At 72.0% G+C, this 25,529-nt stretch carries 20 protein-coding genes and 1 pseudogene; 12 read left to right on the plus strand and 9 right to left on the minus strand.

Features of this window, described 5'->3' with window-relative positions:
• Window positions 1-85: 85 nt before the first annotated feature.
• Window positions 86-4,144 (minus strand): Pls/PosA family non-ribosomal peptide synthetase, encoded by a 4,059-nt coding sequence (locus AB0M95_RS17565; protein WP_363765261.1) that lies wholly within the window; start codon window positions 4,142-4,144, stop codon window positions 86-88.
• Between the two features lie 45 nt (window positions 4,145-4,189).
• Complete coding sequence (locus AB0M95_RS17570) at window positions 4,190-5,575, minus strand: diaminobutyrate--2-oxoglutarate transaminase family protein (protein ID WP_363765264.1); 1,386 nt, start codon at window positions 5,573-5,575, stop codon at window positions 4,190-4,192.
• A 784-nt stretch (window positions 5,576-6,359) separates the two neighbouring features.
• Here AB0M95_RS17570 and AB0M95_RS17575 point away from each other — a divergent pair.
• Window positions 6,360-6,518 (plus strand): annotated as a pseudogene (locus tag AB0M95_RS17575) (HTH domain-containing protein); the annotation flags it as partial.
• 151 nt (window positions 6,519-6,669) lie between these two features.
• On the opposite strand, the gene AB0M95_RS17580 reads toward AB0M95_RS17575, so the two are convergent.
• Window positions 6,670-7,641: an SDR family oxidoreductase gene (locus tag AB0M95_RS17580; RefSeq protein ID WP_363765267.1), complete on the minus strand. Its 972-nt coding sequence runs from the start codon at window positions 7,639-7,641 to the stop codon at window positions 6,670-6,672.
• A 180-nt stretch (window positions 7,642-7,821) separates the two neighbouring features.
• On the opposite strand from AB0M95_RS17580, the gene AB0M95_RS17585 reads away from it, so the two are divergent.
• A complete protein-coding gene (locus AB0M95_RS17585) occupies window positions 7,822-10,236 on the plus strand; it encodes a LuxR C-terminal-related transcriptional regulator (protein ID WP_363765270.1) in 2,415 nt (804 codons plus the stop codon).
• A gap of 166 nt (window positions 10,237-10,402) precedes the next feature.
• Here the strand turns inward: AB0M95_RS17585 and AB0M95_RS17590 are convergent, their stop codons facing one another.
• From AB0M95_RS17590 to AB0M95_RS17600, 3 genes are read right to left on the minus strand one after another with little or no spacing between them, the layout of a single operon-like run.
• A complete protein-coding gene (locus AB0M95_RS17590) occupies window positions 10,403-10,564 on the minus strand; it encodes a hypothetical protein (protein ID WP_363765273.1) in 162 nt (53 codons plus the stop codon).
• A 42-nt stretch (window positions 10,565-10,606) separates the two neighbouring features.
• Complete coding sequence (locus AB0M95_RS17595) at window positions 10,607-11,107, minus strand: ATP-binding protein (protein ID WP_363765276.1); 501 nt, start codon at window positions 11,105-11,107, stop codon at window positions 10,607-10,609.
• Between the two features lie 14 nt (window positions 11,108-11,121).
• Window positions 11,122-11,334 (minus strand): DUF5999 family protein, encoded by a 213-nt coding sequence (locus AB0M95_RS17600; RefSeq protein ID WP_358517005.1) that lies wholly within the window; start codon window positions 11,332-11,334, stop codon window positions 11,122-11,124.
• Window positions 11,335-11,747: 413 nt separating this feature from the next.
• On the opposite strand from AB0M95_RS17600, the gene AB0M95_RS17605 reads away from it, so the two are divergent.
• Entirely contained in the window at window positions 11,748-12,614 is an 867-nt protein-coding gene (locus tag AB0M95_RS17605; protein WP_363765279.1) for a chitosanase, read from the plus strand.
• A 368-nt stretch (window positions 12,615-12,982) separates the two neighbouring features.
• On the opposite strand, the gene AB0M95_RS17610 is transcribed toward AB0M95_RS17605, so the two are convergent.
• Window positions 12,983-13,354: a DUF742 domain-containing protein gene (locus AB0M95_RS17610; protein WP_363765282.1), complete on the minus strand. Its 372-nt coding sequence runs from the start codon at window positions 13,352-13,354 to the stop codon at window positions 12,983-12,985.
• On the minus strand, window positions 13,351-15,657 hold the full coding sequence (locus tag AB0M95_RS17615) for a nitrate- and nitrite sensing domain-containing protein (protein ID WP_363765285.1): 2,307 nt from the start codon (window positions 15,655-15,657) through the stop codon (window positions 13,351-13,353). The genes AB0M95_RS17610 and AB0M95_RS17615 overlap by 4 nt, the downstream gene beginning before the upstream one ends.
• A gap of 167 nt (window positions 15,658-15,824) precedes the next feature.
• Here AB0M95_RS17615 and AB0M95_RS17620 point away from each other — a divergent pair, with 167 nt between their 5' ends.
• The 3 genes from AB0M95_RS17620 to AB0M95_RS17630 are packed head-to-tail and all read left to right on the plus strand — an operon-like array spanning window position 15,825 to window position 17,873.
• A complete protein-coding gene (locus tag AB0M95_RS17620) occupies window positions 15,825-16,799 on the plus strand; it encodes an EamA family transporter (RefSeq protein ID WP_363765288.1) in 975 nt (324 codons plus the stop codon).
• Window positions 16,796-17,413 (plus strand): GntR family transcriptional regulator, encoded by a 618-nt coding sequence (locus tag AB0M95_RS17625; protein ID WP_363765291.1) that lies wholly within the window; start codon window positions 16,796-16,798, stop codon window positions 17,411-17,413. The genes AB0M95_RS17620 and AB0M95_RS17625 overlap by 4 nt, the downstream gene beginning before the upstream one ends.
• 46 nt (window positions 17,414-17,459) lie before the next feature.
• Window positions 17,460-17,873 (plus strand): hypothetical protein, encoded by a 414-nt coding sequence (locus AB0M95_RS17630; RefSeq protein ID WP_358516996.1) that lies wholly within the window; start codon window positions 17,460-17,462, stop codon window positions 17,871-17,873.
• Between the two features lie 27 nt (window positions 17,874-17,900).
• Here the strand turns inward: AB0M95_RS17630 and AB0M95_RS17635 are convergent, their stop codons facing one another.
• Window positions 17,901-18,653, minus strand: a complete 753-nt coding sequence (locus AB0M95_RS17635; protein WP_363765294.1) for a crotonase/enoyl-CoA hydratase family protein — start codon at window positions 18,651-18,653, stop codon at window positions 17,901-17,903.
• A 239-nt stretch (window positions 18,654-18,892) separates the two neighbouring features.
• Between AB0M95_RS17635 and AB0M95_RS17640 the strand changes: the two genes are divergently transcribed.
• From AB0M95_RS17640 to AB0M95_RS17665, 6 genes are read left to right on the plus strand one after another with little or no spacing between them, the layout of a single operon-like run.
• The gene (locus AB0M95_RS17640; protein WP_358516993.1) at window positions 18,893-20,356 is read left to right on the plus strand and encodes a sugar transferase; all 1,464 of its coding nucleotides are present in this window, start codon (window positions 18,893-18,895) and stop codon (window positions 20,354-20,356) included.
• A complete protein-coding gene (locus AB0M95_RS17645) occupies window positions 20,356-21,423 on the plus strand; it encodes a glucose-1-phosphate thymidylyltransferase (RefSeq protein ID WP_358516991.1) in 1,068 nt (355 codons plus the stop codon). The genes AB0M95_RS17640 and AB0M95_RS17645 overlap by 1 nt, the downstream gene beginning before the upstream one ends.
• Window positions 21,420-22,388, plus strand: a complete 969-nt coding sequence (gene rfbB / locus AB0M95_RS17650; RefSeq protein ID WP_363765298.1) for a dTDP-glucose 4,6-dehydratase — start codon at window positions 21,420-21,422, stop codon at window positions 22,386-22,388. Before AB0M95_RS17645 ends, rfbB begins: the two co-directional genes overlap by 4 nt.
• The gene (rfbD, locus tag AB0M95_RS17655) at window positions 22,385-23,281 is read left to right on the plus strand and encodes a dTDP-4-dehydrorhamnose reductase (RefSeq protein ID WP_363765301.1); all 897 of its coding nucleotides are present in this window, start codon (window positions 22,385-22,387) and stop codon (window positions 23,279-23,281) included. Before rfbB ends, rfbD begins: the two co-directional genes overlap by 4 nt.
• A complete protein-coding gene (locus tag AB0M95_RS17660; RefSeq protein WP_363765304.1) occupies window positions 23,281-24,543 on the plus strand; it encodes an MFS transporter in 1,263 nt (420 codons plus the stop codon). Before rfbD ends, AB0M95_RS17660 begins: the two co-directional genes overlap by 1 nt.
• Complete coding sequence (locus AB0M95_RS17665) at window positions 24,540-25,484, plus strand: glycosyltransferase family 2 protein (protein WP_358516984.1); 945 nt, start codon at window positions 24,540-24,542, stop codon at window positions 25,482-25,484. The genes AB0M95_RS17660 and AB0M95_RS17665 overlap by 4 nt, the downstream gene beginning before the upstream one ends.
• Window positions 25,485-25,529: the final 45 nt, after the last annotated feature.

Genomic DNA, 25,529 nt, shown 5'->3' on the forward strand with positions numbered 1-25,529 from the left:
TCGCGGCGAGCTTGGCGACGTTCGCGTCCCACGAGCCGCGTCCGGCTTCCCGGTGAGGACGCCGATCGGACGGCTGCTCGGCTGATCAGGGCGTGATCTGCACGGCCGGGTTGCCGCGCCAGCGGGCGCCGGCGGCCAGTTCCTCGCCTTTCATGAGGAACGAGTCGGCGTCGAGGGTCGCGCCCTCGCTCATGGTCACGCCGTAGTGGACGAGGGCCTTGATGCCGATCGTGCATCCACCGCCGATCACGATATATCCGGACTTGAAGGTGCCGTCCTCCAGCGAGTGCGCCTGGATCAGCGCCCCCTCCGACAACGTGCAGTCGCCGCCCACCGTCACCAGGGTCCGTTCCGGCATGTGGCACCCGTCGTCGAACACACGAGGCCCGAGGCGCACCCCGAGCAGCCGCCAGAGCAGGTTCTTGAACGGCGTGCCGTTGTACACGTCCAGCAGGGTCGTGCCGCTGAGCTTCCAGAACCGCTCGTGCCACCAGTAGTACGGCTGGTAGATCGAGCAGAACTCCGGCCGCAGCGCCCGGAACCCGGTCGAGGCGCGCTCCACCAGCACGAGGAAGATGCCGGTGAACGCCAGCGTGCACAGCACGTCCGCGGCGATCACGGCCGGGCCGAAGCGGCCGTACAGGCTCGTGGCCGCCATGGCGATCAGCGTGGCGCCGAAGACGTACCCCCACCGCACGAGCAGGAACAGGCCGACGGTGACGGCGTTGTGCCGGTTCTTGGCCGCCAGGCGGCGGCGGAACTCCTCGCCGGTCTTCAGGCGGTCGAAGCGGGTGTCGCGCTGCACCGAGCGCGGGATCTCGAAGCACGGCGAGCCGAGCAGCCCGACGTCACGCCGCTCGGGGCCGTCGATCGGGATCATGACCTTGGTCGCGAGCAGGCAGTTGTCGCCCGCCCGGCTCTGCGCGGGGTAGGCGATGTCGTTGCCGAGGAACGTCCGCGCCCCGATCGCGGCGCGCGAGAGGCGGAACGAGGTGCTGGAGTAGTCCGCGTTGATGATCGACAGGCCGTCGGAGACCATCGTGCCGCTGCCCACGGTGGCCAGGTACGGCGTCTCGTGCTTGAGCTCCAGGCCGAAGTTGGACCCCGTCTGGTCCACCGCCGACAGGTCGTACCCGAGGCGGCGCAGGAAGTGGACGATGGAGGAGCTGTCGCCGAACAGGCGGTTGAGGAACGCCGAGTTCGTGAATCGCGCGACGGCGCGGTGCGCCCAGTAGTGGAAGCCGTAGAGCGGGTAGACCCTGCCGGGCGTGAGCGCGAGGTTCAGCAGCCGCGGCACGGTGGTGACCAGCGCCAGCCCGGCCGCCACGACGCCGAAGAACAGCAGCGCGGACGCCGCCAGCGCCTCGCCCACCAGCCCCCACCCGTCGGCGTCCTCCCCGGCGAGCCCGGCGGGCTCCAGGACGAACGTGCCGAGCGCGTAGGCGCCGCCGATCGTCAGCGGCATGATCACCAGCAGCGTGCCGAGTAGTTGCAGGGCGCCGTAACACAGCCGGCGCGCGGTGCCGCAGGCGGTGGGTTCGACGAGCCGGTAGTCGGTGTCCGCAGGCTGGGCGGGCGAGCCGTGCCAGCGCTCGCCGTCCGGCACCCGCTGGCCGGTCTGCAGGGAGGACGTGTGGCCGAGTTGCGCGCCGTCGCCCATCCGCGTCCCGATGTCGATCACGGTGAACTCGCCGACCACCACGTCCCTGCCGAGGGTCACCGGTCCGGTCTCGATCATGCCCGCGCGGGCCCGGTAGCAGCTGAAGTACGCGTCCTTGCGGATCACCGTACCCGCCCCGACGGTGAGCAGGTCGGTGCAGACCGGGACGCGGCGCGACAGGATGACCGCGCCCGGCCCGATCCTCGCCCCGAGCGCCCGCAGGTACATCAGGTACAGGGGCGACCCGGCGAACAGGACCATCGGGCTGTGCCGCACGAGGGTCTTCACCGTCCAGAACCGCAGGTAGGCGAGGCCCCAGACGGGGATCGCGCCCGGCTTCCACCGGCCGACCAGCGTCCACTTGGCCAGCACGGGGACGGCGGCGAGGCCCGCGAACGCCGCGCCGCCGCACGCCAGCGCCCGCAGGTAGAACTCGGCGGGCCCGGCGGCGTCCGAGAGCCACTCGTACGCGCCGACCAGCGCCAGCCCGCCGCAGTAGGCGTAGCCGAGGAACAGCAGCAGTTGCAGCGCCCCGCACAGGACGTACCTCGCCGTGCTCCCCGCGCGGCGCGGGACGGCCTGGGGCGCGACGGGCGGCTCGGGGGCGGGCTCCGTGGTGGGCTCCGTGGTCGGCGCGGCCTCGGTCAGCGCGGCGGCCAGGTCCCGGACGGTGGGGTGCAGGTAGACGTCCTTCATCGACACCGGGGGCAGGCCGCCCTCCTCGCGGACGCGGGCGCAGAACCGCGCCAGGAGCATCGAGTTCGCCCCGAGCTCGTCGAAGAAGTGGCTGCCGACCGACACCTGGTCCAGCCCGGCGACGCGGCCCAGGGTCTCGGCGAGGATCTTCTCCGCGACCGTCACCGGCGCCTCGTACGCCTGCCCGCCCGCCGTCCCGCGGGGCCCGGCGGGCGCGGGGAGGCGCGCGCGGTCGGCCTTGTCGCTGGGGAGCATCGGGACGGCGGTCAGCGGCTCCAGGTACGCCGGGATCATGTACCGGGGGAGGCGGCGGCGCAGGTGCGCATAGATCTCCTCCCGGTCCAGGTCCGGGGCGTCGTCATGGGTGCTGTAGTAGGCGACCAGCTCGACCACGCCCGGTTCCGGCTCGTGGGTGCCGGCGACCGCCTGGGCTACGCCGGGCACCTCCAGCAGCACGGACCCGATCTCCGCCAGCTCCACGCGGAACCCGTTGATCTGGACCTGGTCGTCGATGCGGCCGTGGTACTCGATCTCGCCGTCGTCGTTGATCCGGCCGAGGTCGCCGGTCCGGTAGATGCGGCCCGACGGGTTGCCCGGCAGGCCGACGAAGTCGGGGACGAAGGCCCGCGCGGTCAGGTCGTCCCGGTTGACGTACCCCCGGGCCAGGCCGATGCCCGCGATGCCGATCTCGCCCGGCTCGCCCGGCGGCACCTCCTCCGGCCTGTCCGGGTCGAGGATCACCACGGAGTACGTGGGCAGCGGGACGCCGAGCGTCACCGGCCTGCCGGGGCGCAGCGTCGTCCAGGTCGCGCTGACCGTCGCCTCGGTGGGGCCGTACACGTTGAGGAACCTGCGGCCGGGCCGGTGCCACCGCCGGACGAGATCGGCCGGGCACGCCTCCCCGGAGACCAGCAGGAAGCGCAGGCCGGGGACGTCCTCGTCCAGGGTGGACAGCAGGGTCGGGACACAGCACAGGGCGGTGACGCGGTTGTCGCGCAGGTATTCGCCCAGCTCACGGCCGATCAGGCTCGCGCCTGGGGGCCGCGGCACGAGCGTGGCCCCGCATATCCAGGGCACCCAGATCTCCTCCACCGAGAAATCGAAGGCGATCGTCATGCCCTGGTACACGCGGTCGTCCGCCCGCAGCCCGTACGTCGCGGCGGCGACGCGGACGAAGTTGCAGATCGAGGCGTGCTCGACCGCGACGCCCTTGGGACGGCCGGTGGAGCCGGAGGTGTAGATGATGTAGCAGAGGTCGTCGGCCGGGTCGCCGTGCTCCTCGCGGGTCAGGCGGTGGGCGTCCTCGGCGGCGATCGCGTCCTCGGCCTCGTCCAGGCACAGCAGGGCGGCGCCCGGCACGCGGTCGCGCAGGTGGCCGAGGGTGAGCACCATCCGCACGGCGGCGTCGCGCAGGATGTAGGCGAGGCGGTCGGGCGGGAAGCCCGCGTCCAGCGGCACGTACGCGGCGTTGATCTTGAGTACGGCGAGCATGCCGACGTAGGCGTGGACGGCGTGGTCCGACAGCAGCGCGATCCGGTCGCCCGGGCGGGCCCCGCGCCGGATCAGATGGCGGGCCAGCCGGTTGGCCCGCGCGTCCAGCTCGTCGTACGTCAGCACGACGCCCCCGGCGTCCACCGCGGCGGCGTCCGCGTGGCCCGTGGCCCGCAGCCGGTCGCACTGCTCCTCGAAGAGGACGCCGAGCCGGCCCCCGCCCGGCTCCGGCGCCGATGCGGGCCCGGATTCCGGCCTGGCGCGCCGGGCGTCCTGGACATTGGCCTGTCTGATCATGCTGCCTCCGTCAACCCCCGCAGGTGCGCGTCGTCGCCGAACCCCTCAGGCCGCCACCAGGCAGCACTCCTCGATGGCGTCGATGAGGATGGAGCAGGCGGTGTCGACGACGTCGGCGGTCACGTTGAGCGGCGGGAGGATCCGCATGACGCTGTCGTCGCGCCCGCCGACCTCCATGACCAGCCCCCGGCGCAGCGCCGCCGCCTGGACGCGGCGCGCCGTCTCGGCGGCGGGGCGGCCGTCGCGCGGGTCGGCGAGCTCGACCCCCCACATCAGGCCGAGGCCGCGCACCTCGCGCACCCACGGGTTCTTCTCGGCCAGCGGGGCGAGCCGCCCGGCGACCTGCTCGCCGCGCCTGCGCACGTTGCCGAGCACGTCGTCGCGGCGGATGATCCGCACGGCCTCCGCCCCGGCGGCGAACGCGAGCTGGTTGCCGCGGAAGGTGCCGATGTGGGCGCCGGGCTCCCAGACGTCCAGCCGCCGGTCGTAGAAGATCACCGCCACCGGCAGGCCGATGCCGCTCAGGGCCTTCGAGGCGACGATCACGTCCGGCTCGATGCCGTACCGCTCGAAGGCGAACCACGTGCCGGTGCGCCCGCAGCCGGTCTGCACTTCGTCCACGATGAGCGGGATGTCCAGCTCGCGGGTCAGGTCGCGGACGCGCCGCACGAACTCCTCCCGGGCGGGGACGACCCCTCCCTCGCCCTGGACCATCTCCATGATGACCGCGGCCGGCCGGGCCACGCCGCCGTTGGGGTCCTTCAGCGCGCGTTCGAGGTAGGTCGCGCAGTTGGTGGCGCACGTGTCGGGGGCCAGGTCCAGCGGGCATCGGGCGCAGTAGGAGTACGGAAAGAAGTGGACGCCCGGCACGCCGTTGGCGACCGGCGCCTTCTGCCGGACCAGCCCGCTGAGCGCCATCGCCGCGTGGCCGCTGCCGTGGAAGCCGCCCTGGAAGGCGACGACGTCGCCCCGCCCGGTCGCGATCTTGCACAGCTTGACGGCGGCGTCGACGGCGTCGCCTCCCGTGGGGCCGCAGAAGTGCAGCTTCATGCGGTCGCGCATCGGTTCGGGCAGCATCGACACCTGGGCCTCGGTGAACGCGTCCTTGGCGGGGGTGGGGAAGTCGAGGCCGTGGGTGAGCCGGGAGACCTGCGCCGTCACCACGCGCACCAGCTCGGGGTGGTTGTGGCCGAGGGACAGCACGCCCGCGCCGGTCAGGAAGTCGATGAAGGTGTTGCCGTCGAGGTCGCGCAGAAAGCTGCCGTGGGCGTCCGCGACCGCGATGGGCAGGCGGCGCGGGTAGGTCCGGGCGTCGGACTCGCGTACGGCCTGCCGGGCGAGCAGTTCCGCGGAGCGCGGGCCGGGGAGTTCGCTGTCAACATTGGGCTGCAGGAATAGGTCGTCTTTGGCGCTGCGCTCGGCGAGACTCATCGAGGCTCTCCTCCCAAGGGTGCCGGCGTGCTCGTTCCTTTCAAAAGGTGTCATCGTCCTGCTCCACGATTACAGATTAACCGGGCATTTCGGAAGTCCAGCCCGGGGGACCGGGTCGGGGTAGAGAGGGCGAACCCGGGCGTCGCGGCCGTGATCCAGGCGGGCGAACTCGCGGGAACGGCGGACGGCGGCGCGGCCGGGGGAACCCGCCGCGATAAAGTCGCGCGGCGGTAAAGCGAGGCTCATGCCTGGGCCGCCTGGTCGATCGTTCGCCCAGGTCAGTGGCTGTATGGTATCCGTCAAAGGGTCGGCGGCGAGCAGGCCTGGCGTCCACGCGAACACGGGGGACGTCCCGGCGTCGGCATCGGAATCGCGCCGTGACGGGCATCCCGCCGGGCGGTGGGCAAAAGAAAACCCGCGAGTGAAGGCGGCCGGGTAAAAGAGCGTTCACGGCGTCGCGCCTCGCGTCCGCCAAGCGGTTCATCAAATCGCGGTCAGGCGGTCCGGCGGTGCGCGTTCCCATGTTCTCCGGAATTCGCGGCGTATTCACGATCGCCTCTCCCGGCGGGCCCCGCGTGAAACCGTATTTCCCGTCCGATGACCGCCCTCTGTGCCATTCCATGCCGATCGGCGCCGGGACGGGGGGCGCGCGGCCGATCTCGGGGCCAATCGTTGATCGCGCGGCCAGTTCCCATGATCTTTGGTGTGGTCTTCGTAGATTCGCTGCCCACGCGTCACACACGCGCGGTGCCGCACATCAGCGCGGAGCGGCCAGGATGGGAGCATGCGCGCCTCGCGGTTGATCTCCGTTCTCCTGCTGCTGCAGTCGCGCGAGACGATGACGGCCGCCGAACTGGCCCGCGAGCTGGAGGTCTCCCCGCGCACGATCGCCCGCGACGTGATGGCGCTGTCGGCCGCGGGCGTGCCGGTGTACGCCGACCGGGCTGCGCGCCCAGGTCGCCGGGGCCGCACGGCGCATGGCCGCGCTGTACGGCCCCGGCGCCGAGCGGCCCTGAGCCTCCTGGCGTGGCGAGCGGCGCCGGGTTCCGGCGGCGACGATCGCGCGGGCCCCGGCCGGCGGAGGGTCGCGTAGGTCAGCGGTAGGAGTCGGCGCTCGCCACCTTGCCCCCGTCGACGACCTCGGTGATGTAGGCCCACGCGTCCGGGCGGCTGCCGTCCAGGTCGGTGAAGCCGTACACCTGGGCGAGCCCGGCGCTGGACAGGGACCGCCCGTTCCAGCGGGCCACATCGGGGTCGGCGGCGAGCGCGGCCACGGCCCGCCCGACGTAGGCGGGTGTCTCGGAGATGCCGAAGTGCGGGTCGCGGGCGACGTGGTCGCGCCAGGTCTCCTCGGTGACCCCGTAGATGTCGAGCATGTTCTCCGAGCGCAGCCAGCCGGGGGTGAGCGCCACGGCGGTGCAGCCGTACGGCCTCAGCTCCTCGCCCTGGCCGTACGCGAGCCTGATCACCGAGGACTTGGCGAGGTCGTAGAACGCCGACAGCCGGTAGTTGGCGGCGTTGTACTCGGCGGTGCCGTCGGTGACCTCCACGAGCAGCCCGCCCGGCCGCCTGATCAGCAGCGGCAGCAGGTAGTGGCCGGTGATCAGGTGGGTGTCCACGGCGAGCCTGAGCAGGCGCAGCCCGGCGTCCAGGTCGTGCTCCCACAGCTTGCTCTGCCACTCGAACAGGGCGTCCCCGCCCCAGATGTCGTTGACGAGGATGTCGAGGCGGCCCCGCTCGCCGTCCACGCGCTCGGCGAGCGCCCGTACCTGGTCCGGTTCGAGGTGGTCGACGCGGACGGCGATGGCGGTGCCCCCGGCCTCGTTGATCAGCTCCGCGGTCTCCTCGATCGTCTCCGGCCGGTTCATCTCCGAGCGGGACGCGCGCGTGGAGCGGCCGGTGACGTACACCGTCGCGCCCGCCGCGCCGAGTTCCCGGGCGATGCCCCGCCCGGCGCCGCGCGTGGCCCCCGCCACAAGGGCGACCCTGTCGTCGAGCGGTCGCTCCGGTGGCCCCTGCGGTGGCCCCTGCGGTGGCCCTGCCACCGGTTCGTGTGTCGATGTCATGAAGGGGATGCTCCCAGCGATATACGACACCTCTTGTCGGGTTTTCCGGGGCTACCCGGGTACATCAAAGCTTTGCGAACCGCTGGGGGTATCGGTGCGTCGTATACGTGCGTAGCGATCGACGCCGGACATAATCTGACTTATGCCGACTTGCGTGCTTTGGTGGATTCGGGTCGGCGGGTGAGGCACGAAAAGATCGGGATGGGCGCGATGGCGGTGAGCACCACGAGGTCCCGGCGGACGCACGGGCTCCCGGCCGAGGTCACGAGCTTCGTCGGACGCCGGCGCGAGCTCGCCGAGACCAGGTCGCTGCTGTCGAAGTCCCGGCTGGTCACCCTCACCGGCGTGGGCGGGGTCGGCAAGACCCGGCTGGCCTGCCGCATCGCCGCCGAGGTCGGGCGGGCCTTCCCCGACGGCGTGTGGTTCGCCGACCTGAGCTGCCTCGGCGACCCCGAACTGCTCCCGCTGGCCGTCGAGGACGTGCTGGGCTTGCACGAGGAGGGCGGCCGGCCGTGCCTGGACCGGCTCACCGAGCACCTGTCCGGCAAGAAGGCGCTGCTGATCCTCGACAACTGCGAGCACCTCGCGCACGACTGCGCGGTCCTCATCGAGGAACTGCTCGCCTGCGCGCCCGAGCTGCGCGTGATCGCCACCAGCAGGCGGCCGCTGCACGTCGGCGGTGAGCGGACGCTGGCGGTGCTCCCGCTGCCGCTGCCCGAGGAGGGCGGCAGGCCGATGTCCGTCGACTCGCTCGCCCAGGTGGACTCCGTACGGCTGTTCGTCGATCGGGCCGAGGCCGTGCTTCCCGAGTTCGCGGTCACGGACGCCAACCGGGACGCCGTGGAACAGATCTGCCGGCGCCTGGACGGCATCCCGCTGGCGATCGAGCTCGCCGCCGTGCGGCTGCGCGCGCTGTCGGTCCGGCAGCTCCTGGACCGGCTGGACGACCGGTTCCGGCTGCTCGTTTCGGGGTCCCGCGCGGTGCCGCCCCGGCACCAGACGCTGCGGGCGCTCGTCGAGTGGAGCTACGACCTGTGCACCGAGCCGGAACAGCTGATGTGGGCCCGCGTCTCGGTCTTCTGCGGCGGGCTCGACCTGGAGGCCGCCGAGGCGGTGTGCTCCGGCGACGGCATCGCGCGCGAGGACGTCGTCGACCTGGTCAGCGGGCTGGTGGAGAATTCCGTGCTGCTGCGCGAGGAGGCGCCGTCGGGGGTCAGGTACCGGCTGCTGGAGACGATCCGGCAGTACGGCAGGGACCGGCTCGCCGAGGCCGGCGCCGAGGACGCGTTGCGGCGGCGGCACAGCGCCTACTACCGCGAGCTGGCCGGGCGGGCGCTGGCGCACCTGTTCACCGCGGACCAGGTGGAGTGGCTGGCCTGGCTGCGGCTCGACCACGCCAACCTGCGCGGCGCGCTGGCGTACTGCTTCGAGCAGGGAGGGCACGAGGAGGCGCGGGAGGGCCTGGAGATGGCCGCGGACCTGGTGTTCCACTGGAAGACCAGCCGGCAGGTCCGGGAGGGGCGGCACTGGCTGGACCGCGGGCTCCTCGCGGTCGCCGAGCAGGACGAGCTGCGGGCGCGGGCACTGTGGGCGAACGCCTGGCTCGCGCTGATGCAGGGGGGCGACGCCGTGGCCGTCCCGATGCTGGAGGAGAGCCGCCGGATCGGCGAGCGGCTGGGCCTGGACCGGGTGCTCGCCTACGCCACGCTCTTCTCAGGCATGGCGTCGCTCTACCAGGGCCACACCGGCCCGGCGATCAAGATGTTCCAGGAGGCCCTGGCGTCCCACCGCGCCGTCCACGACGAGGTGGGCGAAGTGGTGGCACTGACCCGGTTGTGCCTGGCGTACTCCCTGGAGGGGGACTCCGCGCGGGCGGTGAGCTGCGGCCAGGAGGCGCTGGAGATCTGCGAGGCCCGCGGTGAGCTCTGGCACAAGGCGTACGCGCTGACGGCGCTCGGCATCGAGGTCTGGCGCCAGGGGGACGGCGCACGGGCCTCGGCCATGGTGAAGCAGGGGCTGCGCGTCAACGGCTCGCTCGACGACTGGATCGGCGTGGGGATCTGCCTGGAGGTGCTGGCCTGGTTGGCCTCGGGCGAGGGGGACCACGAGCGGGCGGCCCGGCTGTTCGGGGCGCTGGACGGCATCTGGCAGGGCGTGGGCCACCAGCTGTCGGTCTTCGGATACCTGATGCGGTACCACGACGAGTCCATGACGCGGACACGGGACGCGCTCGGCGAGCCGGCGTACCGCGCCTCGGCCGCGCAGGGCGCCCGGCTGTCCCTGGACGAGGCGCTCGCGTACGCGATGGAGGAGCCCGCGCCCGGGCTGGAGTCCGTGGGCGCGCCCGAGCCGGCCCCCTCGCCGCTGACGCGCAGGGAGACCGAGATCTCCCAGCTCGTCGCCGAGGGGCTGAGCAACAAGGAGATCGCCGCGCGGCTGGTCATCGCCCAGCGCACGGCGGAGGGGCACATCGAGCACATCCTGGGCAAGCTCGGGTTCCACTCGCGGGCGCAGATCGCGGTGTGGGTGGCCGAGCAGAGACGGGCCTGGGACGGCGCCGCGTCCCGGCGGCGCGGAGCCTCGCCCGAGTCCTGAAACCCGAGAGCCCGAGGTCCTGAGGCCTGAGAGCGGGGGCACCGGGGCTGAGTGGTGTGGGCGGTCCGTCTCAGCCCCGGTGCGGTGGGGGAAGCCTGGGGATCGAGGGGGGACCGGCCCATTCCGAGCCGGGGTGGTAAGCGTTTGCCGTACGGTCTCAGTAAGGTCAGTAAGGAAGGACGCGTCCGGACGGGGTCCGCAGGTCGGGAATGTCCCCTTCGGCGGCGCGGGCGCGCTGCCTGCGGACGCGGACGCGCCGATGGGCGTGTGGCCTCCCGGCGTTCGGCGGGTCCACGCCCTGGTCGTCCGGTCTTCGCGTCTCTCTCATGTCTACATCACCGTTCCTTGTACGGCCTCACGCGGTACGGCCTCACGCGGTCCGCTCGGCGTCCTCGGCCGTACGGGCCGCGGATTCCTCGGTGACGGGCAGTTCGAACCAGACGACCTTGCCGGTGGGGACGCGGTAGGTGCCCCAGGAACCGGAAAGCGCTTCCATGAGGTACATCCCGCGACCGCCCTCGTCGCCGTCGTGGGCTTCGCACACCCGCGGGAACGCGGGGTTGGTGTCCTGCACCTCGCACCGGAGCACGCCGTCGACCATGGTCACGGTCATGACGGCCGCCCACGCGTGGCGCATGGCGTTGGTGACGACCTCGCTGACGAGCAGCTCGATGATGCCGGCCTGGTCGCCCTGCTCCCCGATGCCCCAGGCGGCCAGCAGGTGGCGAACCCGCCTGCGGGTCTGCGGCACGGTGGTCGGCTCGGGGAGCAGGACCCACGTCGCCTGCCTGCCGCGGGGGCGGGCCGGGCGGATGTGGAGCACCGGGCCGAAACGGCGCAAGGTGTCCATCGCGGGTGCTCTCTCGGTCATCGTCATTGTCATCGTCATGCCGCCCGTTCGTACGCTTCGCGCCCGTAGGGGACCTGGTGGAGTGGAGGAACGCTGCGACCGTCCGGCAGGAGTTCGCCTGTGTCGTCGAAGACCACCACGCCGTTGCACAGCAGGCCCCACCCCTGCTCGGGGTGGAACGCCACCAGGCAGGCGGCTTCGTGATCGACGGCATCCGCCGGCGGGCACTGAGGTTGGTGTTGACACATGGCTGGCACCTGATCCGATTGGTCTCTTCGTGGCGTTCTTTGCCAACACGTCGAGCATCTCCCGACGACCCCATACCTAGTAACGGGACATCTACCCACATCACTACCCATTCCGCCCAAATGGGTACCGTTTCTTTACGTTGAGGCCTCCCTCATGGGGGTCCGCATGACCCGGGCGCGTGGTTGGGAAAGCGCTCGCCCGTCGGGACGTCCGGGCCGCGGGTCACCTCCGATGCGAACGCAAGGGGCCGTTGACACATATGTGGTCCTAGTGCTTCCATTTGTTAGGTAACTTTCCTAACTTCGCCGGAGGCGCTCCCGTCTCCGGCCAGACCGCCACAGCCTCCCGGCGGCGCGAGACGGCCGTACCCGGCTCGCGCACCCCCGTCAGGAGCGGCGAAACGGAGAGACAGGTGCGCATCCCCCGGCAAACCACCCCCCGCAGGGCCGCGTTGCTCGCGCCCGTGCTGGCCGCGGCGCTCGTCCCGGCCGTTGTCGGCGCGGTTGGGATCGGCGGCACCGCACACGCGGCCGCCTCGGTGATGTCCGCCCCCGCGCGTGCGGCGGCCGTGGACCTCACCGACCCCCACAAGAAGGACATCGCCATGCAGCTGGTGTCGAGCGCGGAGAACTCCTCGCTCGACTGGAAGGCGCAGTACAAGTACATCGAGGACATCGACGACGGCCGCGGCTACACGGCCGGGATCATCGGCTTCTGCTCCGGCACCGGCGACATGCTCGACCTCGTGGAGCTCTACACCCAGCGCAAGCCGGGCAACGTCCTCGCCAAGTACCTCCCGGCGCTGCGCAGGGTCAACGGCAGCGACTCCCACAGCGGCCTTGACCCCAACTTCACCAAGGACTGGGCGACCGCCGCCAAGGACTCGGTCTTCCAGAAGGCGCAGAACGACGAGCGCGACCGGGTCTACTTCAACCCGGCGGTCCAGCAGGCCAAAGCGGACGGCCTGCGGGCCCTCGGCCAGTTCATCTACTACGACGCCATCGTCATGCACGGGCCGGGCAACGACAGCGTCAGCTTCGGCGGCATCCGCAAGACGGCCATGAAGAAGGCCAAGACCCCCGCCCAGGGCGGCAACGAGACGACCTACCTCAACGCCTTCCTGGACGCCCGCAAGGCCGCCATGAAGACCGAGGAGGCCCACAGCGACACCAGCCGGGTCGACACCGAGCAGCGGGTCTTCCTCAAGGCCGGCAACCTCGACCTCAACCCGCCGCTGACCTGGAAGGTCTACGGCGACAGCTACCGAATTCCTTCGTAGTGCTCCGGCATTCAGGCCGGGGTGATGCGGACTCTCCCGCGTAGCGGGGCAGGGAAAGCCGATCCGCCGCCATGGCGGATCGGCGTCTGTTAGCCTGCTCGCGTCAGGTACCGCCGGATGGGCGGGAACGGAGCCCTCGGGTTCGAAAGCCTGTGGAGACCCGGTAAGACCGCTTCGGTGGCGCAGGTCGGTGAAGCAGGAAGCCGCAGAAGTGCCGCACGCGCGGCACAGACTGAATCTCCGGCATTCATGCCGGAGAGCGCGTCAAACCATCAAGAGCTAGCGGACATGGCACGGGTCCCCTCCGGGCAGGGGGGACCCGTGATCCATGACGAGCCCGTGCGGATCGCCCGCCCGGACGTAGGGGGTCACAAGGCCCGCAGGCCCTGGATCACCTCGCGCAGGATGCGTTCCTCCGGAAGCTGCGACACGTTCGCCGGGGCCCTTACGGTGACGAGCTGCTGGTCGCGTAGATCGCCCAGCAGGACGCGGATCACGCCGAGCGACAGGCCGCTCTCGGAGGCCAGGTCGACCACCGACGTCGGCGCCGCGCACATGCGCAGGACGCGCAGGTGCTCGGGGCCGAGCCCGGGATGGGGCCGCCCGCCGGGGACGGCTCGTACGATCGCCACCATGTCGAACGCGGGCCCCGTGGGGCGGGTGCGGCCCCGCGTGACGGTGTAGGGGCGGATGATGGGGCCGGCGTCCTGGTCGAGCCAGCGCTCACCGCCGTCGTTCACGTCCGGTCCTCCTCTCCGTCGCGCGCGCGCTGCCATCCTGCCCGGAACGAGGAGAACATGTCGGGGGTCGGCTCAAGGTGCTCCCCGCCGCCGGGGCCTTCCGCCGCGCCGCCGGGCTGCGGCGTGGCGGCGTCGCGCAGCTGCGGGGCGAGGTTCGCCTGCCGCACGCGGTGGGGGAGGCCCGCGGTGCCCTTGGGACGCCCGTTCGCCGCGCGCCCGCCGTTCCCGTCCGTGGTGTTCCGCGCCGCCGCTTCCCCGTCTTCCCCGTCTTCCCCGTCGTTTTCCCCGTCGCCTGAGCCGCCCGCGACCGCGAGGCCGCCGGGCGTCCTGCCCCCGGACTGGCGGGCGTGGCCCGTGCCGGCCTCGATGGCCGCGATCCGCTCCACCGAGTAGTGCTCCCGGGGGACGGATTCGGCCGGGGTGACCAGGCCCTCCGGGATGAGGACGATCGCCGTCGTGCCGCCGTACGGCGAGACGCGCAGCGAGACGCGGATGTCGCGCCGCGCGGCCAGGCGGCCCACGACGAACAGGCCCAGCCGGTCGCTGTCGGCGAGGTCGAACTCGGGCGGATCGGCGAGCCTCGCGTTGATCTCGTCCATCTCCTCCGGGCTCAGCCCGAGCCCCCTGTCCTCGACCTCGATCGCGAACCCTCTGGCCACGGCCTCGCCGCGCACCTCGACGTGGGTGTGCGGCGGCGAGAAGATCGTGGCGTTCTCCACGAGCTCGGCGAGCAGGTGGATGATGTCAGTGGCGGCGTTGCCGCTCAGCGCCATGTCCTCGGGCACGGCGACGTGCACGCGCAGGTAGTCTTCCACCTCTTCGACCGCCGCGCGGACGACGTCGAACATCGGCACTGGAGTGCGCCATCCGCGCCCGGGGACCGCACCGGACAGGATGATCAGGCCCTCGGCGTGCCGGCGCATGCGCGTGGTGAGGTGGTCGATGCCGAACAGCTCGTCCAGCAGGTCGGGGTCGGTGACCTTGTGTTCGAGGGCGTCCAGCATCGAGAGCTGGCGGTGCAGCAGCGACTGGTTGCGGCGCGCGAGGTTGAGGAACACCTTGCCGACGCCCTTGCGGATCTGCGCCTGCCCGACGGCGGCCTCGACCGCGGTCGTCTGCACGGACGTGAACGCCTGCGCCACGATGACGATCTCCTGGGTGGTGCCCGTGGCGATCGGCGGGGTCTCCGCGGCGACGTCGACGTCCTCGCCCTGCCGCAGCCTCCGCACGACCGAGGGGAGCCTGCGGTTGGCCAGCTCCAGCGCGACGCTCTGCAGGATCACCAGCTCGGCGGTGATGCGCCGGCCGAAGCGGACGCATACCCACAGCGAGAAGCCGATGCCGATCAGGCCGAGCGCGGCGGCGACGCCGATCCGCCATAGGATGCCCATCGCGATCGGCTTGGCGCGGTCGATGATCTGAGTCGCCGCGACCCTGTTCTGCCGCTCGAAGAGCTGCGTGATGGCCTGGACGTTCTCGGCCCAGTTCGACGAGGCGGCGGGCAGCGCCCTGCCGGGGGTGACGTCCTGGCTGATCTGGTCCTCGATGGAGGAGAACTTCGTGTAGGCGTGGGAGTTCTGCAGCACCAGGTACGGCTGGCGCAGCTCGTCGTCCAGGAGTTCGAACCCCATGTCGTACAGAAGGCGGCGCTTGGTGACCATCGCGGCGAACGCGGTCCGTTCGTCGGCGCTCATCGTCCCTGTGCCCACGGTGGCCACGACCAGGGCCGCCTGCTGCCACATGAGGTCGCGGCTGCGGTCGATGAGCATGACGGCCCGCGTCTGCGCGCCCAGCTCGGGGTCGCCCGCGAGGCGCACGCTGCCATAGACGCGGGCGACGGCGTCGGCGAGCACGTCGTAGGCGTCCAGCGTGAGCAGCGGCGTGAAGCTCCTGGCGTCGACGCGGGCGCGGATGTCGGGCAGCCGGCCGGTGACGGTGATCAGCTCGATCGTCCGCCGGTAGATCGGCATGTCCGGCGCGTCCTGAACGCCGCCCGGGAGCGCGTCGTGTTCAAGCACGGCACGGGCCTGGTCGGTCCTGGCTCGCTGGGCGTCCAGGGCGGTGCGGTCGCCGGGGCGCGATCCCAGGTAGGCCAGCGACTCGTAGCGCTCGCGGTAGAGCTGCGTCGACAGGTTCTCCGCCGGGATGATCACGCGGGTGTAGATCGTCTGTACCTGAAGGAGGTCGAGCCCGCTCTGCACGGTGATCGTCGCCGCGAAGGCCCAGACCCCGACCAGGGAGATCATTGGTACCAGCGCCAGGGTCAGGATCTTGAACTTGATGGATCTCGTACGCCCACCCATGAGACCTCGCTGGGGAGCCGCATCGTTACACGCGGGTGATTGGTGGCGAAACAGTACCAACGTGGGTGTGGGGGAGACAGGGTCCTTAAACAACGAATCATGCGCTATTTCCGACCGAAACCCGCCCCTCCATTGCGGCAAGTGTCTAGTTGTCAGACAATATCCGCATGGTGTCCATCCCCGCCAAGCACGGCCCCTTCCGTGGCGCCGCCGCCGGTCCCGCGGGCGTGATCGCCGCCGCCGTCCTCTGGGGGACCGCGGGCACGGCGGGGACGCTCGCGCTCGCCGGACCGGCCGACCCGATCGCGCTCGCGGCCGCCCGGCTGGTCATCGGCGGCATGGTCCTCGCCGCCGTCTCCGGCCGTCCCGCCCGGCGCCTGCTCGCCCGGGGCCGTACGCTGCCGCTGGCCCTCGCCGCCGCGGCCGCCGCCGCGTACCAGCTCTGCTTCTTCGGCGCCGTCACCCGCACCGGCGTCGCCGTCGGCACCGTCGTCGCGATCGGCAGCGGCCCCGTCTTCACCGGCCTTCTCTCCTGGGCCTACGACCGCAGGCGCCCCGGCCGCCGCTGGGCCCTCGCGACCGCCGCCGCCGTCGCCGGGTGCGCCGCGCTGGTGTCGGGCGGCGAGGCGGTCGGCGTCGACCCGCTGGGCGTCCTGCTGGCGCTGGCCGGGGGACTGCTGTACGCCTTCTACGCGGTGGCCGCCTCGCGCGCCATCGCGGCCGGGGCGCCGTCCAACGCCGTGATGGCGGTCATGTTCGGCGGCGCGGCGGTGGTGATGCTGCCGATCCTCCTCTGGAGGGGCATCGCGTGGCTCGGCGAGCCGCACGCGCTGCTCGCCGCCGTCTACCTCGGCTGCGTCACGACGGCGCTGGCCGCCTTCCTCTACGGGCGCGGCCTGCGCGCCACGCCGGTCGCCCGCGCCGCCACGCTCACCCTGGCCGAGCCCGCCGTGGCGGCCCTGCTCGGCCTCGCCGTCCTGCACGAGCGGCTCACCGCGGTCTCCTGGGCGGGGCTCGCCCTGCTCGGGGCGGCCCTGGTCGTGGTCGCCCTGCCCGGACCCGCCCTGCCCGACCCAGCCCGGCCCGAACCATCCGGGCCGGTCCCCGCCGAGCCGGCCGTGACGGCACAATCGTCGGCGTGAAACTGCGCCCCGTCTCGACCGTCGACGCGCTCGCGGACGCCCTGCGCCGGCGCGTGCTCTCCGGCGAGATCGCCCCCGGCACCGCGCTGCCCGAGCAGGAGCTGTCGGCCCTGTACGGTGTGGCGCGCCCGACCGTCCGCGAGGCCCTCGCCGTCCTGGTCCACGAGGGGCTGCTCCGCCGCGAGCGCAACCGCAGCGCGTACGTGCCCGAGGTCACGCTCGCCGACCTGGACGATCTGATGTACGTCCGGCGTCCCCTGGAGGATCTCATGGCGGCCGCGCTGGCGGGCCGGCCGGTGCCGCGGGCGGACGCCGCGCTGACGCGCATGGCGGTCCTCCCGGCTGACGCGCCGTGGGCCGACGTCGTCGCCGAGCACATGGCGTTCCACGAGGAGCTGATCCTCGCCGTGGGCAGCCCCCGCCTGGAACGGCTGTACGCCGCGCTGGCGGCCGAAACCCGGCTCGGGCTCGTCCGCCTTCGTGCGATATATCACGACAGGGCGAGACTCGTGGACGAGCACCGCGCGCTGCTGGACGCCATCACCGCAGGTCCGGCCGAGGCCGCGCGCCGCGCGACGGCCGCTCACCTCGTGCACGCCTGGGGTGCTGATTAGCCGCTTCTCTTGCGAGGACGCCTCGGAAGTCGTCACAATCGCGCCCATGCACGGCAACTCAGTGCCGGACTCTTACGTGTACGTCACCGAAGAGGGCGTCACCCGTCACTACGCCGACGGCAGTGTCGAGGCCCTCGCGTGGGAGGACGTGGTCGAGGTCCGCGTCGGCGGCGTCACCGAGTCCGACATGCTGATCGTCCTGCTCGACCGCGACGGCCAGGGGTGCGTGGTGCCGCGCTCCGCCACCGACGCGACCTTCCTGGCGCGGCTGCGGTATCTGCCGGAGTTCGACCTGGAGCGGCTGAGCGACGCGGCGACGTCCGCGCACGCCGCCTCCGGGGGCAACGCCGGCGCTGCGGGGCACGCGGGCCACTCCGGGTACTCCCGGTATTCCGAATACGTGGTCGTGTGGCGAAGCCCGGATCCGCCGTCGTCGTTGCCGGATCTGGAGTACGACTAGCCGCGGGCGATCACCGGCCGGGCCGCGTCAGGTTCCGTGGCGGCCGGCGCCCGAGCGGAACCGGCCGACGCCGCCGGCGGCGCTCCGGAGCGAGACCAGCCCATGGCGGAACTCGCCGCGCAGCGCCTCCTCCTCCGGCAGCCCTTCCTGCTCCAGCAGGGACAGGCGATCGCGCCGCATGCACTCCTGGGGCAGGGCGGCGAGCTCGCGGGCCAGCTCCTCGGCGTGCCGCCGCGCCGTTCCCGGCGGGACGACCCGGGTGACCAGGCCCATGTCCAGCGCCTCGGCGGCGCCCACGGCCCGTCCGGTGAGGATCAGGTCCATCGCCCGGCCCGTGCCGATCAGCCGCGGCAGCCGCACGGTGCCACCATCTATAAGAGGTACGCCCCAGCGGCGGCAGAACACCCCGAAGACTGCGTCCTCGGCGGCCACCCGTAGGTCGCACCAGATCGCCAGCTCCAGGCCGCCCGCCACCGCGTACCCCTCGACGGCGGCGATCACGGGCTTGGACAGGCGCATGCGTGTGGGGCCCATGGGTCCGTCGCCGTCCTCGCTCACCCGGTTGCCGCGCTCGGTGCCGATCGCGTGCAGGTCCGCGCCGGAGCAGAAGGTCCCGCCCTCTCCCCACAGCAGGGCGACGGCCGCGTCCGACTCCTCGAAGTCGCGGAACGCCTCGGCGAGCGCGGCGGCGGTGGGACCGTCCACCGCGTTGCGCACCTCGGGCCGCGACAGCACCACGGTCATCACCGGGCCGGATCTCACCACCTGGATGTCAGACATGTGCTGAAATCTAGCCGGGCTCCGTCATCTACACGGGTTTGGACCGTTCCGTCAAGGGATTGCCGTGTGCGGGGAGGAGGCCGATTGTGGCCAATGCCCGGCTATTTCGCTTGTTAGAGACGATCTTTAGTATTTGAACGGGTACCCACGCTCCTGATGTTTCGGAGCCATGTGTCAACCAAAGCGACGCGATGGCCGTCTGCTATCTAGGTCTGACAGGAGCAGGGCAGGGGTTAAGCATGAGGGTGGGGTTGCAGGAGCGCTCTGTCGCGCTTCTCGACACGGGCCCGCTGACGTCGTCGAGCATCTGGACGCGCTCCTATATGCGGGCTCTACTCGCAGGTGACATGGCATGCGCCATGATCGCCTGCGAACTGGTGATGGGATTCAGGCTCTGGGTGGGCGCCTTCATCCCCTGGTCGGAGTTGTTGTTCGGGTTCGGTCTCGCGCTGGCCTGGCCCGGTGCCATGGCACTGGCCGGCGTCTACCGCGAGAAGAGTCACGGAGAGGGCAGCGAGGAGTTCCGCGGGGTCTTCGACGGAGGTGTGGGGCTGACGGCGGCCGTCGCCATCGGCGCCTACGCCACCCAGACGATGATCGCGCGTAGCTACGTGATGGCGATGCTGCCGCTCGCGACGGTGCTCACGCTGGCGTTCCGCCACCGCATGCGCAAGCGGTTGCACCGGCGCCGGGCCGAAGGTGAATATCTGCGGCGCGTGGTGGCCGTCGGCCACCGCACGGCCGTTCTCGATCTGGTCATGCAGTTCCGGCGGCAGCCGTACCACGGCATGCGGGTCGTCGCGGCGTGCCTGCCGCCCGGGCAGTACCCGGGCAACGGGCTCGACATCGACGGCGTGCCCGTGTACGGCGACTTCGCCGACGTCGCCACCGTTGCCGACAAGGTGTCGGCCGACGCCGTGGCCGTCCTCGCCTGCCCCGAGCTGGACGGCGCCGCGCTGCGCCGCCTGGCCTGGAGCATCGAGACCAAGGGCACCGAGCTGTTCGTCGCCCCGGCGCTGATGGACGTCGCCGGGCCGCGCACGAGCATCCGCCCGGTCGCCGGGATGCCCCTGCTGCACGTGGAGCACCCGGAGTTCGACGGCGGGCGGCAGATCGTCAAGAGCCTGTTCGACAAGCTCCTGGCGACCGCCGTGCTGACCGTCCTGGCGTTGCCGATGCTGGTGATCGCGTTCCTGATCAGGTCGACCAGCCCGGGACCGGCGCTGTTCCGGCAGACCCGGGTCGGCCGCGACGGCCGCGAGTTCCGGGTCTTCAAGTTCCGCACGATGGTGCGCGACGCCGAGAAGCTGAAGATGGACCTTCTTGACAGCAACGAGTTCGACGGAGTGCTGTTCAAGATGCGGAACGATCCAAGGATCACCCGCGTGGGCGGCTTCCTGCGCCGGTACTCCCTGGACGAGCTGCCGCAGCTCTTCAACGTCGTACGCGGCGAGATGTCTCTGGTGGGGCCGCGCCCGCCGCTTCCCGAAGAGGTGGCGCAGTACGGCACCGACGTCCGCCGCCGGCTCGTCGTCAAGCCCGGCATGACGGGCCTCTGGCAGGTCAGCGGGCGCTCCGACCTGTCCTGGGAGGAGTCCGTGCGGCTCGACCTCCGGTACGTGGAGAACTGGTCGCTGATCCTCGATCTGCAGATCCTGTGGAAGACATGGTCTGCCGTCACCCGTGGTGGAGGGGCTTACTAGTGAAGGCGCTCGTGCTCGCCGGAGGCTCAGGCACACGCCTCCGGCCGATCACTCACACGTCCGCCAAACAGCTCGTCCCCGTCGCCAACAAGCCCGTGCTGTTCTACGGGCTGGAGGCGATCGCCGCGGCGGGCATCCGCGAGGTCGGGATGATCGTCGGCGACACCCACGAGGAGATCGAGGGGGCCGTCGGCGACGGGTCGGCGTTCGGGCTGGAGGTGACCTACCTGCGGCAGACCGCGCCGCTGGGCCTGGCCCACGCGGTGATGATCGCCCGGGAGTACCTCGGCGACGACGACTTCGTCATGTACCTCGGCGACAACTTCATCGTCGGCGGAATCGAGCCGCTGGTGAGACGGTTCCACGACGAACGCCCGGCCGCGCAGATCATGCTGACCCGCGTCGCCGACCCCCGGCAGTTCGGCGTCGCCGAGCTGGACACCTCCGGGCGGGTCGTCGGGCTGGAGGAGAAGCCGGCCGACCCGAAGAGCGACTTCGCCCTCGTCGGCGTCTACCTGTTCACCCCGGCGGTCCACGAGGGCGTGGCCGCGCTGAAGCCCTCGTGGCGCGGGGAGCTGGAGATCACCGACGCGATCCAGTGGCTGATCGACGAGGGCCACCAGGTCTCGTCCACGATCATTTCCGGCTACTGGAAGGACACCGGCAACGTCACCGACATGCTGGAGGTCAACCGGCTGCTGCTGGAGGATCTCCAGCAGCGCCTCGACGGCGTGGTGGACGACGCCTCCGAGATCATCGGCCGCGTCGTGGTCGAGGACGGGGCCGAGATCACCCGCTCGCGCATCGTCGGCCCGGTGATCATCGGGCGGGGCGCCGTGGTGCGGGACTCCTACGTCGGCCCGTTCACCTCGGTCGCCGAGGACTGCCAGGTCGTGGACAGCGAGATCGAGTACTCCATCCTGCTGCGCCGCGCGTCGATCCACGGGGTGCGCCGGATCGAGGCCTCCCTGATCGGGCGCGACGTGGAGGTCACGCCCGCTCCCAACACTCCCAGAGCCCATCGGCTGGTGCTCGGCGATCACAGCAAGGTGCAGATTAGCTCATGAGGGTTCTGGTAACCGGCGGCGCCGGTTTCATCGGGTCGCACTATGTCCGCACGACGCTCACCGGCGGCTACCCGGCGCTGGAGGGCGCGAAGGTCACCGTCCTCGACGCGCTCACCTACGCGGGCAACCTCGCGAACCTGGAGCCCGTCCAGGGCGGGTTCGAGTTCGTGCACGGCGACGTCTGCGACGCGGCGCTGATGGCCGACGTCGTCCCCGGCCACGACCTGGTGGTCAACTTCGCCGCCGAGTCGCACGTCGACCGGTCGATCGACGGGCCGTCGGCGTTCGTGCGCACCAACGTGCTCGGCACCCAGACCGTGCTCCAGGCGTGCCTGGACGCGGGCGTCGCGAAGGTCGTCCAGGTGTCGACCGACGAGGTGTACGGGTCGGTGGACGAGGGCTCCTGGGCCGAGGACGCCCCGCTCCAGCCGCGCTCGCCGTACTCCGCGGCCAAGGCGGGCGGGGACCTGCTCGCCCGCGCGTACGCGGTGACGTACGGGCTGCCGGTGTCGATCACGCGGTGCGGCAACAATTACGGGCCGTACCAGTACCCGGAGAAGGCGATCCCGCTGTTCGTCACCAACCTCCTGGGGGGCGGGAAGATCCCGCTGTACGGGGACGGCCTGAACGTCCGCGACTGGGTGCACGTCGACGACCACTGCCGGGGCATCCAGCTCGTGGCCGAGCGCGGCGAACCGGGCGAGGTCTACAACATCGCGGGCACCGCCGAGCTCACCAACCTGGAGCTGGTCCAGCGCATCCTCGACGAGCTGGACGCCGACTGGAGCGTCGTCGAGCGCGTGCACGACCGCAAGGGGCACGACCGCCGCTACTCCCTGGACGACTCCAAGCTGCGCGCCATGGGGTACACGCCCGCCACGTCGTTCGACGAGGGCATCACCGAGACCGTCCAGTGGTACACCGACAATCCCTCGTGGTGGAAGCCGCTCAAGGGCGCGCGGTGAACCCGATCTCTGGGGGTGCGGTGAACCGCGTGCTGGTCACCGGGGCCGCCGGCATGCTCGGCACCGCCGTGGCGGCCGAGCTCGCGCGGCGCGCGGACGGCCCCGACGTGCTGGCCTACGGTCGCGACCGGCTGGATCTGCGCTACCTCGACGGCGTCCGCGACACCGTCCGGCGCGAGAAGCCGGACATCGTGATCAACTGCGCCGCCTGGACCGCCGTGGACGACGCCGAGACCCGCGAGATCGACGCGCTCGCGGTCAACGGCAGCGGCGTGCGGGCCCTGGCCGAGGCGTGCGCGGAGGCCGGCGCGCGGCTGGTCCACGTCTCGACCGACTACGTCTTCGACGGCAGGGCCGGTACGCCCTACGGCGAGGACGCGCCGACCGGGCCCGTCAGCGCTTACGGCCGTACCAAGCTCGCCGGGGAGCGCGCCGTGCTGGAGGTGCTTCCCGAGGCCGGGTACGTCGTGCGCACCGCGTGGCTGTACGGCGCGGGCGGGCGCAGCTTCGTCCGCACGATGATCGGCCTGGAACGCGCGCACGACACCGTGAAGGCCGTCGACGACCAGGTCGGCCAGCCCACCTGGACCGGCGACCTGGCCGCCCGGCTCGCCGAGCTGGCCCGCGCCGACGTCCCGCCCGGGGTGTACCACGGCACCGCCTCCGGCGAGGCGACGTGGTACGACCTGGCGCGCGAGGTGTTCACCCTGCTCGGCGCCGACCCCGGCCGGGTGCTGCCCACCGGGAGCGCGAGCTTCCCCCGCCCGGCCGCCCGTCCCGCCTACAGCGTGCTCGGCCACGGCCGCTGGACCGAGGCCGGGATGCCGCCCCTGCGCCACTGGCGCGACGCGCTGCGCGCCGCCTGGCCGTCCATGATCGCGGCGGCCGTCTGATGTACCTGTCCGAGTCGCGCCGGTCCGACTCCCACGCGAAGGCGGCCGACGCCGAGGGAGAGCCGACGTCCGGCCGTACGGCGACCACGCGCGTGCTCGCGGGGAACGTGGTCGCGCTCGGAGTGGTCAGCCTGCTCACCGACGTCTCCTCGGAGATGGTGACGGCGATCCTGCCCCTGTACCTCTTCTACCAGCTCAGCCTTAACCCGGCGCAGTTCGGCCTGCTGGACGGCCTCTACACCGGCGCGACCGCCGTGCTGCGCCTGGTGGGCGGGCACGTCGCCGACCGGTTCCGCCGCCGCAAGCTGGTGGCGGGCGCCGGGTACGGCCTGTCGGCGGTGGTCAAGCTCGGGTACCTCGCCGCCGGGCGCTCCGTGCCGCTCATCGGCCTGATGATCGGCCTGGACCGCACCGGGAAGGGCCTGCGCACCGCGCCCCGGGACGCGATGATCTCGCTGAGCGCGCCGCCGGAGGCGCAGGGCCGGGCGTTCGGGCTGCACCGGGCCATGGACACCGCGGGCGCGCTCATGGGGCCGCTCGTGGCGTTCGGCGTGGTCGCGGCCGTCGGCAGCGCCTACGACGCGGTGTTCGTGGTCAGCTTCTGCGTCGCCCTGCTCGGCGTGCTGGTGCTCGTGCTGTTCGTCCGCGAGCCCGGCGGCCCGGCGCGGGAACGTCCCAAGGTCACGCTGCGCGACACCGTCACGCTGCTGCGGGACCGGCCGTACCGGCGCGTGCTGACCGCCATGGTGCCGCTGTCGATCGCCACCGTCAGCGACTCGTTCCTCTATCTGGTGGTGCAGCGCGGGGCCGGTCTCGACGCGGGCTGGTTGCCGCTGCTGCCCGTCGCCGTCTCGGCGGCCTACCTGCTCGCCGCCGTACCGTTCGGCCGCCTCGCCGACCGGGTGGGCCGCTCCACCGTCGTGGTCGGCGGGTACGCCGCCCTGCTGGCCTGCTACGCGCTGCTCCTGCTGCCGCAGGGCCCGGCGGTGCTGGTCGCGGTCCTCGTGCTGCGCGGCCTGTCGTACGCGGCGACCGACGGCGTGGTCAGCGCGCTCGCCGGGCCGCTGCTGCCCGAGGAGCGCCGGGCCACCGGCCTCGCGGTCGTCCAGACCGGGCAGGCGCTCGGCGCGATGGCCGCCTCCTGGGCATTCGGCGTGCTGTGGACGGCCCTCGGGTCGCGTACCGCCGTCACGGTGATGGCCGCCGCCCTGTGTCTCGCCCTGGCCGTCGCCGTCCCCCTGCTCAGGAAGGCACGCGCGTGAACCTGTCCGTGATCATCGTGACGTACCGCAGCGCCGGCTACATCGCCCGCTGCCTCGCGGCCGTCGAGTGCGCCGCCAAGGCCGTGGACGCCGAGGTGATCGTCGTCGACAACAACTCGCCCGACGACACCGTCGAGGTCGTCGAGGCCGCCGCGCCCTGGGCCCGCGTGGTCGCCCGGACCGAGAACGGGGGCTTCGCCGAGGGCTGCACGGCCGGGGCCGAGGTCGCGCGGGGACGGCACCTCGTCTTCGTCAACCCCGACGCCGAGGTCCGGCCGGACGCGTTCGCCGAGCTGCTCGCCTGCGCCGCGCGCCACCCGCGCGCCGGCATCGTCGGCGGGCGCTGCGTCACCGAGGCCGGCGACAACGACCCCCGCTCCTGGTGGGGACGGCCGACGCCGTGGTCGGCGCTGTGCTTCGCCACCGGCCTGTCCACCGCCTTCCCCGGCAACGCGCTGTTCGACCCGGAGTCCCCGGTGACGTGGACCGGCGAGCGGCGCGTGCCGATCGTCACCGGCGCGCTGATGCTCGTCGACCGGCGGCTGTGGGACCAGGTGGGCGGGTTCGACACGCGCATCTTCATGTACGGCGAGGACGCCGACCTGTGCCTGCGGGCGCGGGCCGCCGGCTACCGGCCGATGGTGACCGACCGGGCCGTGTTCGTGCACCCCGGCGGCCTGTCGTCCTCCAGCCTGAACAAGCTCGTCCTGCTGTTCACCGGAAAGGCCACCGTGGTGCGCCGCCACTTCCCGCGCGGCCTGCGCGCCGCCGGGGTGTTCCTGCTGCTGTTCGGGGTCTGGCTGCGCGGCACGCTGAGCCGCCGGGTGTCGTCCCCGGACGCCGACCGGCAGGGACGCCCGACGGCGCGCGGCGGCGACTGGGCCGAGCTGTGGGCGCTTCGCGCCAAGTGGTCCGGGGGCTGGGATGCCCGCGGCGCCTGACATTCACGTTTCACCATCAAGTAGTCACATGAGATCGAAGGGTTG

The sequence above is a fragment of the Sphaerisporangium sp. NPDC051017 genome (assembly GCF_040683095.1).
In the GTDB taxonomy this organism is placed as follows: domain Bacteria; phylum Actinomycetota; class Actinomycetes; order Streptosporangiales; family Streptosporangiaceae; genus Sphaerisporangium.